This window comes from Thalassotalea sp. G2M2-11, assembly GCF_017168195.1.
In the GTDB taxonomy this organism is placed as follows: domain Bacteria; phylum Pseudomonadota; class Gammaproteobacteria; order Enterobacterales; family Alteromonadaceae; genus Thalassotalea_E.
The window spans coordinates 402,200-414,264 of the sequence record NZ_JADNYL010000004.1 but is presented as its reverse complement, the minus strand read 5'-3'; the positions used below and the strand labels follow the sequence as shown (position 1 = coordinate 414,264).

The window sequence follows — 12,065 nt, the reverse complement described above, 5'->3', positions numbered from 1 at the left end:
TTTCAGTTAAGCTTAAGGCTTCGCAATAAAACCTACCGCATCGTAGACAGATGACAAAACTTTGCTAGCACGCTCAGAAGCTTTGTCTGCGCCATTACGCATCACTTGTTCCATGTAAGCTTTATCTTCACGATATTGATGAAAACGCTCTTGAATAGGCTCAAGCATAGCAACCACAGCGTCAGCAACATCACCTTTTAAATGGCCATACATTTTATCTTCATATTGCGGCACTAACTCAGCTATCGATTGACCTGTGGCACACGACAGCATGGATAACAAATTAGAAACACCTGGCTTTTCAGCAACATCAAAGTATATGCGCGCTTGCTCATCAGAGTCTGTGACTGCGCGTTTGATTTTCTTAGTGATTTTTTTCGGATCTTCTAATAAACCAATAAAATTACCTGGGTTGGTATCTGACTTTGACATTTTCTTTAATGGGTCTTGTAAACTCATAATACGTGCACCATGCTCCGGTATATGAGGCTCAGGTACCACAAAAATATCACCGTAAATATTGTTAAACCGTGTTGCAATATCACGAGCAAGTTCTAAGTGCTGCTTTTGATCATCGCCAACGGGTACTTGATTCGCACGATACAATAAGATATCCGCCGCCATTAACACTGGATAGGTAAACAAACCTGAGTTCATATTGGCTTCAGATTTTTTCGACTTGTCCTTATATTGTGTCATGCGGTTTAATTCGCCCATTTGGGTATAACAATTTAACACCCAGCTTAACTGTGCATGCTCTGGCACTTGCGATTGAATAAAGATAGTACTTTGTTCAGGGTCGACTCCACAGGCCAGATATAATGCTAAACCGTCTAAGGTCGCATTTCTTAAAGCTTCTGCTTCAGGACGTACCGTAATTGCATGTTGATCAACCAACATATAATAGCAATTATGGCTAGTTTGCATATTAACCCACTGCTTAATCGCCCCTAAATAATTTCCAATCGTTAATTCACCTGATGGCTGACAGCCACTTAAAACAACAGGTTTTGACATTATCTTTTACCTAATTAAATTCACACACCAAGCAACCTTATCGGTTACCGTTAAATTTTATACTTTGCTTAACTCTGCACGCATAGCGTCGATCGCTTGCTTATAATCTGGTTGAGAAAAGATTGCCGAACCAGCAACAAACATATCAGCACCAGCTGATGCAATGTCTGCAATATTATCGGCTTTGACACCACCATCAACTTCTAGACGAATATCGCGTCCACTGTCATCAATTAGCTGACGAACTTTCTTAAGTTTATCTAACGTGGTTGGAATAAACGATTGACCGCCAAAGCCAGGGTTTACCGACATCAATAAAATGATATCTAACTTATCCATAATAAATTCCAAGCAATGCAATGGGGTTGCAGGGTTGAGCACGACACCCGCTTTACAGCCATGATCTTTGATCAATTGTAATGTTCTATCAATATGATCACTGGCTTCAGGATGAAAAGTAATAATATCAGCGCCAGCTTTAGCAAAATCGGGAATTAAACGATCCACTGGCTTTACCATTAAATGCACATCGATAGGAGCTGTGATGCCATAATCGCGTAATGATTGACATATCATAGGGCCAAACGTTAGGTTAGGGACAAAGTGATTGTCCATTACGTCAAAATGAACAACATCAGCACCTGCAGCGATAACTTTCGCAACATCATCACCTAATCGAGCAAAATCTGCTGACAAAATTGAAGGAGCAATTAAATATGAAGACATGGAATAATCCGACCAAATTAAAAACTGCGCCACTTTACCCTAAATTGGCTAAATAATCGACCTGAAAACGCTGCACTCAGATCGCACATCTGTAGATAATAATGCACCATTTTTGTTCAAATCAGTCTGTTCCTCTTTTAAAGAAATCTCACTAAATCAACATATCCTATTGTATTTAAAGTAAATAACCCTATTTATTCACCTCTAATACAATGGGGCACTTTACTTGCAGATTAGTGAATAACAATAATTAACTAAGTGAGTAACACATGAAAAAAACACTTTTATCAATCGCACTCTCATCTACATTATTAACAACACCTATGCTTGCATCTGCCGCTAGTGAATTATCTGCTAATGTGGCAGCAACCAGTAACTATTTATGGCGTGGTTTCGAACAAACAGGTGGCAAAGCTGCGATATCAGGCGGTATTGATTACGCTAATGATTCAGGCTTCTACTTAGGTACCTGGGCATCAAATGCTGATTGGGCAGAAGGCATGACTTATGAGCTGGATTTTTATGGCGGCTTTGCTGGTCAAATCAATGATAACCTCGCTTACGACATCGGCTATATTTATTATGCTTACCCTGATGAACTTACTGGTGATGCAGATTTTTCTGAAGTGTATGCCAACATCTCATTTGGTGCATTAACCTTAGGAGTTGCCGTATTAGCCGAAGGTGAAGGAGCAGACGCGGGTGACACCATTTATGCATCAGCAGATTATGCAATTGCACTGGCAAATGATGCTGAAGTTGCATTGCACTTAGGCTCTTATTCTGGTGATTGGCTGGCAGAAGACTCGATTGATTATGGCATTAGCCTGAGCAAAAGTGGTTTTACTCTTGGAGCATCAGCAACGGATCTAGATGGTGCAGCAGGCGATGTTAAAGTTTATGTCTCATACGCAGTAGATATTGACTTGTAATCACACCAGAGAGGGGTTCACCTACTAGTACTTGGTGTAAACGCTGAATTACTAACAAAAATCCAAGTAACTGCTTGGATTTTTGCTTTCTAGGCTTTTGCCATGCTAAGTTAGCTTTAACATTTAGGGAGTTAACATATGGCTGACAAACAACCCATTTCACAAACGATTAAAAGCGTAGCCTTTGCCTTTTTAGGGGTTCAGAGTGAAAAAAATCGTGAAAGAGACTTTACTCAAGGCAAATTTTCTCACTTTGTAGTGATTGGATTAATTGCCGTTATCCTCTTTATTTTAGGCTTAGTCAGTATTGTTTCAATGGTACTCGCTTAACCAATTAGTAAAGCGCTAATAACTCTGCCACTTTTTTTCGCTTGGTCGCTTTCTGACTGATAGTTCGGGCAACTTGAATCGACTTACGCTTACTGGCACCTTGATAAATTTTACGCGTCCAAATCGTATCATGGTTACTGATCAACACATTCACTTTATGTTCCTTCACAGCTTCTTCTGCAGCATTAGCTAAGTCAGCTTGTTCATCTAAACCAAAACCATTACCTGCATAACTGGTGAAACTCGCGGTTTTACTTAAAGGCACATAAGGAGGATCGCAATAGATAACATCGCCATCTTGCGCCCGATGAAAGGTTTGGCGATAGCCTTCACAAATAAAAATCGCTTTTTGCGCTTTTTCAGCAAAAAATAACAGCTCTTCTTCGGGAAAATATGGCTTTTTATACTTACCAAACGGGACGTTATAACCACCAGATTTATTGTAACGGCACAGACCGTTATAACCATGACGATTTAAATAAAGAAAAAGTAACGAACGGTAGTATTTGTCCACGCTGGCATTGAATTCTGCTCGTAAATGATAATATGCGTTTGCTTCATTATTGGCTTGGCAAAAAAGCTTTTTAGCATCATCAATAAAGCGTTGCGGCTTCATTTGAATGATTTGATAAAGATTGATCAGATCTTTATTAATATCATTGAGTATATAATTCTGATAATCGCTATTAAGAAAAACTGAGCCAGCACCAACGAAAGGTTCGATTAATCGCTCACCTTTCGGTAGCATTTGATTAATCACATCACATAAGCCGTATTTTCCGCCAGCCCACTTTAAAAATGCACGGTGCTTTTTTACCATCGAGTTTGTAATCCAACTGCAGTGAACTCACCGCTTACTTTTATTAGTTGGCAATTGTAACGTTATTTCCCTTTGATTGGGAGAGCTTAAACTCGTTGATTTCCTGATTAATTACAGAAATATCTTTGATCATTGGTGATCGTTGTTTGATCGTATTTGGTAGAGTAACTATCACTTGTTCTGCAACTGCTTGCGTATCAAAAATCCCTGTCGTGACGATTGTCATCACGCTACCATTAACATTCTTTTGATATTGCTCAAAGCTCAGCGACGGATATTCAGCAATAAATTCTGCTAGCACCTGCTGCTGGCTAAATGCGGCAATTTGAATAACAAAACCTTGTGTACGATCTAAAAATTTACTGGCTTTTATGACTTGTGGTTTAGTTATCTTATCAGCAAGCGCTTGGCTTACAGCCTCGTTTTTGCTTAGCTGAAGTATTGGCGTAACTTTTAACTCATCAGTATGTTGTGCTGTTGGGGTATTCGTTGTGTGAGTTTTTTCACTCACTGTATCGCGTTGTGATTCGCCAGTGTTAACCGGTAACTCAACAGCAGTATCGAGTTGTAATGCCCCAAGAATATCGATGGGTTGCGCCTTAACTGGCGCTTTTTCTTTAGTATTTTGTTCTGTACCAAGCGCAGTCAACGCTAATAAAACGTCTTTGCTTGAAGCAAAGTGCTCAATGTTAGTTTCTAACACTTCACTGACAAACTTTGGTGCTGTCGCTTTTGCTAAACTGGCACTATTAGTATCAATGGCTTCAATAGGCACAGAGTTTAGCTGACTAAAGCTTAGGCTATCTTGCTGGTATAAATAATAAATAACGGCTGCAGACAGTACTGAAAGCACCGTAAAAAAAGCGAACCATTTTTTAAAAGGCGTGATGCTGAACAATGAAGAGTCTACCTTAAACTCTTTCGCGTTAAGCGGTACTAATTGACCATTTTCAGCTGATAAGATAGTTAATTTCTTTTCAAACAGTACTTGGTTTTGATAGACAAGCTGCGCTAATTTTCGCGTTGCTAATAGTAATACACTAATTTGATAATTCGCTTTTTTGGCAATTTCTGCCAACTGTGTCAGCTCATGTAAAATTTGCAAGGATAAGTAATCGCCATTATCAATAACAATGGTAACTGGCTGTTGCTGCTGTTTAACAATATTAATAATACTGACAGCAATTGATTGCTCAGGATCAAATAGGATATTGCCAAATAACTGCTCAATTAAACGACAACGCACTTGCACGTCATTGAGCTTGGATGACATAGTGACGTAGGCGGCATTTTGTTCGCTGGTAAGATTGCTAAGAAACTGACGACCAACATCTGAGCTTATCGAGATGTCATCATCAACAACTAATACGGCTTGTTTAGAAAAGCGTAGAATATAATCAACACGTGCAGTTGCACTAATGGCCGTTACACTTTCCGAAGATACCTGATTGTTAATATTTTGCGCGAGCGCAGACATGAATCACCTTTCTGTTTTACAGAATTTGCTGAAGCATGTCCTCACTAATATCATCTCGCATCACAGCATGGCCAATCACGGTCGGGATAATTAAACGTAGTTTTCCACCTATGTTTTTCTTATCACGGCGCATATGTTTAATAAACTGCTCAAAGCCCATATCACTAGGCGCTTCAAGTGGTAAATCAAACGCAGCCAATAAATGCTCAATACGACGAAGTTCTGACACTTCCAACAAATTCATTGCTACTGCTAGCTTTGCAGCAAGAACCATACCAGTCGCAACGGCTTCACCATGTAACCAATTACCATAGCCTTGTTCCGCTTCAATAGCATGACCAAAAGTGTGACCTAAATTCAATAATGCCCGAACACCTGCTTCTGTTTCATCAGCTGAAACAATGTCAGCCTTGCACTGACAACAACGCTCAATCATTTCAATCAATACGTTGGGCTGTGCAGATTTAATTTGCGCCAAGTTTTGTTCTAACCAAACAAAAAACTCTCTATCACCTAAAATTCCGTATTTGATCACTTCAGCCATGCCAGCAGAAAACTCTCGGGCCGGTAAGGTGTGTAAACTATCAATATCAATAACAACGGCTTTTGGTTGGTAAAATGCACCTATCATGTTTTTACCAAGAGGATGATTAACCGCAGTTTTACCACCAACAGAAGAGTCTACTTGAGACAATAATGTGGTAGGAATTTGAATAAAATCGACGCCACGTTGATAACACGCGGCAGCAAAGCCAGTAATATCACCAATAACCCCACCACCTAGTGCGATCAATGTGGTATCTCTGCCATGGGTATTCGCAAGTAAATGCGACATGATTTTATCAAAGTTACTGAGATTTTTCTCAGCTTCCCCATCAGCTAAAATCACTTCGTCCACTTGAAAATCGACTAATTGCTGCTTCACAGTCGCTAAATAAAGAGGAGCGACTGTCGTATTAGTCACAATACAAACACGTTTAGCGCGGATATGTTGCGATAGTAAATTATTATCTGCTAATAATTTACTATCGATATAAATAGGATAACTACGCTCAGCTAAATCGAGCTTAAGAGTGGACATAAGATTAAAAATCTAATGAATCGACAATTTTTTTCGCAACGATTTTCGCACTTTGATCATCAGTTTGAACGATTACGTCAGCCACTTCTTCGTATAATGGATTTCTTTCTACTGCTAATTTTTCTAACACAGTACGCGGATCTTCCGATGTTTGAAGTAGAGGACGTCGACGATCACGTTGAGTACGTGCAACTTGTTTATCAATAGTCGTTTCGAGGTATACCACTATACCGCGAGCCGATAGACGGTTTCTAACCTGACTACTAATAACAGAACCACCACCTGTCGCCAGTACAATACCTTGCTTTTCAGATAAGTCTTCAATTACCGCTTCTTCTCTTTTGCGGAAGCCTTCTTCACCTTCTAGATCGAACACCCAAGCAATATCAGCACCTGTGCGACGCTCTATTTCTTGATCTGAATCGAAGAATTCTAAATGTAGCTTATCTGCTAATTCTCTACCTATGGTGCTTTTGCCTGCGCCCATAGGGCCAACTAGGAAAATGTTACGTTTTTCTGCCATGAGATTAACTTATATACTCGTTTAAATTGCGTTTACAGGTAAGAGGGAACCTCCCTCGAAAATTTTAAGGGCGTAATTATCGCAATTGTTGGGTATAGATTGCAAGTAAGCGATGCTGGAAAATACGGCTTACTTGCAAATTATTTAAAATCGCTCAGTTACAATACGTGGTGTAACGAAAATTAATAGCTCTTTTTTCTCATTGAAGTTGTTGTTATTTCTAAACATCCAACCAAAATAAGGAATATCACCAAGTACTGGTACTTTAGAAACACTACTAATAATAGATTGTTGATATATACCACCTAAGACAATGGTTTCACCATTATTTACCAATACTTGCGTACCAATACGTTGTGTATCAATCGCAGGAGCGGAACCACTTTGCACATCTGAAACGGTATCTTGGGTGACCACAAGATCTAAAATAATACGATCATCTGGCGTAATATGTGGTGTTACCGTTAAGCTTAATACCGCTTTTTTGAACTGTGTTGCAGTAGCACCACTTGATGCGGCTTCTTGATAAGGTATTTCAACACCTTGTTCAATATAGGCTTCTTTTTGGTTAGCAGTGGTAATACGAGGACTGGCAATAATTTCACCTTTGTTCTCTTTTTCCATGGCACTTAACTCAAGATCTAAGATGGTACCGTCTGCTAATCGAGCTACTTGAAAGGCAATACTACCTGCTGGATTAGTCGCAGGAAGGTTTACATTGAGCTGATCAGCTAACCCTGGTACTACACCAGCATTGGCAGAATTTGCACCTTGTAACGAACCTGATGTTGCATATTCACCATCAGTATCTGTCACTCCCCAACGAATGCCCAGCTCTTCATTGATGTTATCTTTGACTGTGACCATACGAGATTCAATGATCACCTGACGCACAGGAATATCAAGCACACTGACCATTCGCTTAATATCTTCAATACTGTCAGCAGTATCTCTGATCAGCAGAGTGTTGGTACGTTCATCAACGCTTACACTACCACGCTCTGATAAAATAGAATTCTCTTCACTCTTGATTAACGCGGCAAATTCGGTTGCTTTAGCATAATTAATTTGTACATATTCAGAATATAACGGCGCTAAATCCGCCACTTGTTGTTTAGCTTGCAACTCTTTCGCTTCTCGGGCAGCCAATTCATCACTTGGAGCAACCATTAAAATATTGCCTTCCATGCGCTTATCTAGCCCTTTCACTTTCAGAATAATATCGAGCGCCTGATCCCAAGGAACGCCATCTAAACGTAATGTGATATTGCCAGTAACGGTGTCACTGGTGACTAAGTTGAAACCATTATAGTCAGCAATGATCTGTAGCACGGTTCGCACAGGGATATCTTGGAAGTTAAGCGAAATAGCACGCCCACTGAAATCTTCCGCATCACCTAAATAACCTGGTTCAATCTCTTTTTTGACTACGGTTAATGAGAATACATTATTGAGTTGTTGATGCTCAAAGGTGAACTCACCGTCAATATCAACCACTAATCTGGCGTTTTGACCTTCTCTAAAGGTTTCAATACTGTTAACAATAGTGCCAAAATCCTTCACATCTAAGGTATACAGTAAATCTTCGATGATTTGTGTATTGTGAAACTCGATATAAAGCTTGCCTAGACGATCACTCACATCTACAGCAACCATGCTGTCATCAAGGTTAACAATGACCTGACCTGCGTCTGCCTGCCCTTTTCGAAAATCTATCGACGCAATATTATTAATAAAGCTGCCGCCAACGGGGGTTAATTTGTTGATCACCGCTGGTGAAACCCCTTTGTTCAACGTTAACGAAAATTCATTATCTTGCTGGCTAACATCAAACACCGATAGTTGATCTAAATTAACCGATGCCTGCACTTTTCCTGCTAATTTTTGCACAGTAACATCATTAACGCCGGCATGTGACACCACGGTTTTAACGAGTTGATCCGAAAATTCAGTGGCATCAAAGGTGATATCAATTCGTGCAGGAGACATTGATGTCTTTACTTCAGGCTGAGTGGTAATGTCTTCTGAAAGTGTGAACACTAACTGTATTTCATCATTCTGAATAGTGTTATAACTTACCCCAGTTAATTCATTACTTAATGACGATAATGAAAATACTGATGTAACGACCCCTAATATTAATGACCATTTCATGCGGTAAAAAATATTTTTATTCATTTTATTAAATTGCAACATTACTTCCTTTGCCCCTCTGCATTTGAATCTACCATAGCGACAACTGTTTCTCGCTCTACCCAGCACCCAGCACCATCAGGGATCAGCTCTATGACTTTGACATTATTTTGATTAACTTCAGTAATTCGACCATTGTATAGCCCTAAATAATTACCCACGGCTACTCGATGCAAGGTTGCATCAGATGCTTCAACCAATGCCCACGTAATACCTAATTCCCCCAGCGTACCTCTCATCACCAAATCACTTAATGAGAATTTTTCTAACGGTTGTTTTCTGCGCCGTGGATCTGGACTTAAACAGCCAGACATCTGCTGTACTTTTTCCTGTATAGCTTCTGGCCTAGGGGCATCAAACGGGCTACGTAATGAACCAGCAGAATAATCAAAATGATTAAACTCTGGAATGCTCGGAATAGGCTCAATATGCCTTGGTGTATCCGCTTGCACTTTCGCAATATGCGCCTTGATATCAGCTGTATCATCAAAGCATCCCGACAGAGATAATATCATAAAAATACTGGCTAATTTCTTCATTGTTCACTAGCCTCGCGATAACGATAAGTTTTAGCTTCTAATTTAAAGTTTAATAACCCTTTGATATCTTCTTGAATATCAATATCAAAATCATGTAGGGTCACAATCCGAGGCAAACCTGCAATTTTACTGACAAAGTTACCAAATTCATGATATGAGCCAACCACCTCAATATCGATGGGTAGTTCAATATATATTTCTTGAGTAATTTCTGGTTGCCAGTTCAATTTAACAAAATCTAAACCACTTGTTGTGCCAACAAAGGTAATATCGTCAAGTAAGCCTGGAGTTTCATGACTCTCTGGCAAACTTTTCAATTGCTCCGCAAACAGCGTTTCTGCTTCAATCATTTGTTGTTTAAATAAATCTAAATTAGCCACCAAATGATATTTTGCTTGGTATTGGTTTTTTAACGTTGCTTCCTCGGCAGTCACCGTATCAAGTCGTTTGATTTTGTCACTGACAATAGCAACATAACCTAATCCTAGCACAACAATAGCAAGAAAAGCGGCAAATACGCCTTTGGCCAAGGGTGGCCAGTTGCCAATATTATTTAATTCTAAATTATCAAATTGAGATAAATCTATATTCACGGAGTGGCTCCTTGAGCAGTTTTATGTTCAATTATGCCTTTTATGCGCACCCGCATTTTAAAATCACTTAATAATTTACTTTGAGCATCATTAGAGGTGATAGATTCAAGCACTGCATCTAGTAAAAAGTCTGAATTTTCAATATTACGGATCATGTTCGCTAAATGGTTATTTGACTCACTTTTTCCCATTAGCTGTAAGGTATTGCCTTTCTTTTCTAATTTAGTCAAATAAATACCTGCAGGTACAATTTTAGTGATTTCATCCAAGACCTGAGTGCCAACATTACGGCTACGCTGTAATTGCTCAACAACGGCTGTACGTTTAAGCAATTCAGCTTTTTTAGCTTCTAATTCTTTTATCTCTTCAATCTTGCTATCAAGTAATTGAATTTCAGTTTTCAAGAATTGATTTCTGGCAACCTGACCATCTATGCGCATTTGGTAAAACTGTCCCACTAAAAAGACAATAGCCAAGGCACCAAAAGCCACTGCGGTCAGTATGGTAAAGTATTCGCGTTGTTTAGCTTTTTCAGCTTCTTCACGCCATGGAAGTAAATTTATATGTGCCATGGTGAAAAACTCCTTAACGCTAAACCTGCCGCGACCATGTATTGTGAAGCGGTTTTATTCAACTCTTGTTCATCTATCGACGAATCAATTTTCATGTTGGCAAAAGGGTTCGCAATAATTGTATGAATACCAAGCTCTTCCGTTAACAACTCATGTAAACCTTCTACTTGTGCACAGCCTCCAGAAATCACTAAATAATCTACTTTATCCTTACCACTTGAGGTTAAAAACATTTGAATAGCACGTCGTATTTGTTGCACCAAAATAGTATGAAACGGCGCGAGGACTTCAAAGGTATAATTAGGCGGTAAGTCCCCGGTTATTTTGGCAATTTCAGCGTCTTCAAACGACTGGTTGTAATACGACACAATGGAGCGAGTGTATTGCTCACCACCAAATAATTGATCTCGGCTGTAAATATTTTTTCCGCCTTGTGTCACGGAAAACAATGTCATTAACGCACCGATATCGACAATAGCCACAGTTTTATCAATAGCATCATCAGGCAATAAAGGTAACACTAAATCGTAAGAACGACTAATTGCATAAGATTCTACATCAATCACTTTGGTATTAAAGCCGCCTGCTTCTAATGCAGCCACGCGAGCCTCAACCGACTCAGTTCGAGCTGCGCTTAGCAGAACATTAATTTTCGTCGGATCCGACTCATTAACATCCAGTCGTTCAAAATCTAAGCTAACTTCATCCAAAGGATAAGGAATTAAGCTATCAGCTTCGATTTCAATCTGGCTTGCTAACTCTTGTTCGGTGAGTGCAACATCCATATAAATCACTTTAGTGATAACTGTTTGGCCAGAAACGGCGGCGGCGGCATTTGAAACAGAAGAGGTGATCTTATTGCGTAACTTAGCAATAACATTCCCCACAGCTTCAATATCTTGAATTTCACGATCAACAATAGCACCCCGTGGCATTAGTTCTGTTGCCACTGCTTTTAAGGTGTAACCATCACCAGCCTGACCGATTAACACAGCCTTTGCTGAATGAGAGCCAATATCTATTCCCACTATTGCCGATGTTTTTTTGTTCCAGAGATTTTTCAGCATATGTTCCTACTAAAACAATTTATTATAATAATATAGATATAATTTCCTTATAAATACATTTATTACATGCTTTTACAAGATATACTAGTAGTATTGAGCAATTTTTCTAAATTTATTGAGAATTTAATTTGTTTTCGTTGAAAAAAATACTAAAAGTGGCCATTTTTGCCGGATTTTTCGGCATTGTAATCCTTA

13 protein-coding genes are annotated in these 12,065 nt (G+C 39.3%); 2 read left to right on the top strand and 11 right to left on the bottom strand.

Going from position 1 to position 12,065, the window contains the following annotated elements; genetic code table 11:
* Nucleotides 1–12: 12 nt before the first annotated feature.
* Both trpS and rpe read right to left on the bottom strand, forming a co-directional pair.
* Nucleotides 13–1,017, bottom strand: a complete 1,005-nt coding sequence (gene trpS / locus IV514_RS15790; protein WP_206486268.1) for a tryptophan--tRNA ligase — start codon at nt 1,015–1,017, stop codon at nt 13–15.
* A 57-nt stretch (nt 1,018–1,074) separates the two neighbouring features.
* Nucleotides 1,075–1,743, bottom strand: coding sequence for a ribulose-phosphate 3-epimerase (gene rpe / locus IV514_RS15785; RefSeq protein WP_206486267.1), 669 nt, complete (start codon nt 1,741–1,743; stop codon nt 1,075–1,077).
* Nucleotides 1,744–2,012: 269 nt separating this feature from the next.
* Between rpe and IV514_RS15780 the strand changes: the two genes are divergently transcribed.
* Together IV514_RS15780 and IV514_RS15775 are read left to right on the top strand one after the other, a co-directional pair.
* Entirely contained in the window at nt 2,013–2,675 is a 663-nt protein-coding gene (locus tag IV514_RS15780; RefSeq protein ID WP_206486266.1) for a TorF family putative porin, read from the top strand.
* A 138-nt stretch (nt 2,676–2,813) separates the two neighbouring features.
* Entirely contained in the window at nt 2,814–3,005 is a 192-nt protein-coding gene (locus IV514_RS15775; protein ID WP_206486265.1) for a DUF2970 domain-containing protein, read from the top strand.
* Nucleotides 3,006–3,009: 4 nt separating this feature from the next.
* Here the strand turns inward: IV514_RS15775 and IV514_RS15770 are convergent, their stop codons facing one another.
* From IV514_RS15770 to IV514_RS15730, 9 genes are all read right to left on the bottom strand, one after another.
* Nucleotides 3,010–3,825: a Dam family site-specific DNA-(adenine-N6)-methyltransferase gene (locus tag IV514_RS15770; RefSeq protein WP_206486264.1), complete on the bottom strand. Its 816-nt coding sequence runs from the start codon at nt 3,823–3,825 to the stop codon at nt 3,010–3,012.
* A 43-nt stretch (nt 3,826–3,868) separates the two neighbouring features.
* Nucleotides 3,869–5,302 (bottom strand): hypothetical protein, encoded by a 1,434-nt coding sequence (locus IV514_RS15765; protein WP_206486263.1) that lies wholly within the window; start codon nt 5,300–5,302, stop codon nt 3,869–3,871.
* Between the two features lie 16 nt (nt 5,303–5,318).
* Nucleotides 5,319–6,383, bottom strand: a complete 1,065-nt coding sequence (gene aroB, locus IV514_RS15760) for a 3-dehydroquinate synthase (RefSeq protein ID WP_206486262.1) — start codon at nt 6,381–6,383, stop codon at nt 5,319–5,321.
* A gap of 4 nt (nt 6,384–6,387) precedes the next feature.
* Nucleotides 6,388–6,906 (bottom strand): shikimate kinase AroK, encoded by a 519-nt coding sequence (gene aroK, locus IV514_RS15755; protein ID WP_206486261.1) that lies wholly within the window; start codon nt 6,904–6,906, stop codon nt 6,388–6,390.
* A gap of 144 nt (nt 6,907–7,050) precedes the next feature.
* Nucleotides 7,051–9,102 (bottom strand): type IV pilus secretin PilQ family protein, encoded by a 2,052-nt coding sequence (locus IV514_RS15750; protein ID WP_241242412.1) that lies wholly within the window; start codon nt 9,100–9,102, stop codon nt 7,051–7,053.
* Nucleotides 9,102–9,638 carry a pilus assembly protein PilP gene (locus tag IV514_RS15745; protein WP_206486260.1) on the bottom strand — a complete coding sequence of 179 codons (537 nt, stop codon included), beginning with the start codon at nt 9,636–9,638 and terminating at the stop codon, nt 9,102–9,104. The genes IV514_RS15750 and IV514_RS15745 overlap by 1 nt, the downstream gene beginning before the upstream one ends.
* Nucleotides 9,635–10,231 (bottom strand): type 4a pilus biogenesis protein PilO, encoded by a 597-nt coding sequence (locus IV514_RS15740; RefSeq protein WP_206486259.1) that lies wholly within the window; start codon nt 10,229–10,231, stop codon nt 9,635–9,637. Before IV514_RS15740 ends, IV514_RS15745 begins: the two co-directional genes overlap by 4 nt.
* Nucleotides 10,228–10,803 carry a PilN domain-containing protein gene (locus IV514_RS15735; RefSeq protein WP_206486258.1) on the bottom strand — a complete coding sequence of 192 codons (576 nt, stop codon included), beginning with the start codon at nt 10,801–10,803 and terminating at the stop codon, nt 10,228–10,230. Before IV514_RS15735 ends, IV514_RS15740 begins: the two co-directional genes overlap by 4 nt.
* Nucleotides 10,791–11,870, bottom strand: a complete 1,080-nt coding sequence (locus tag IV514_RS15730; RefSeq protein ID WP_206486257.1) for a pilus assembly protein PilM — start codon at nt 11,868–11,870, stop codon at nt 10,791–10,793. The genes IV514_RS15735 and IV514_RS15730 overlap by 13 nt, the downstream gene beginning before the upstream one ends.
* Nucleotides 11,871–12,065: the final 195 nt, after the last annotated feature.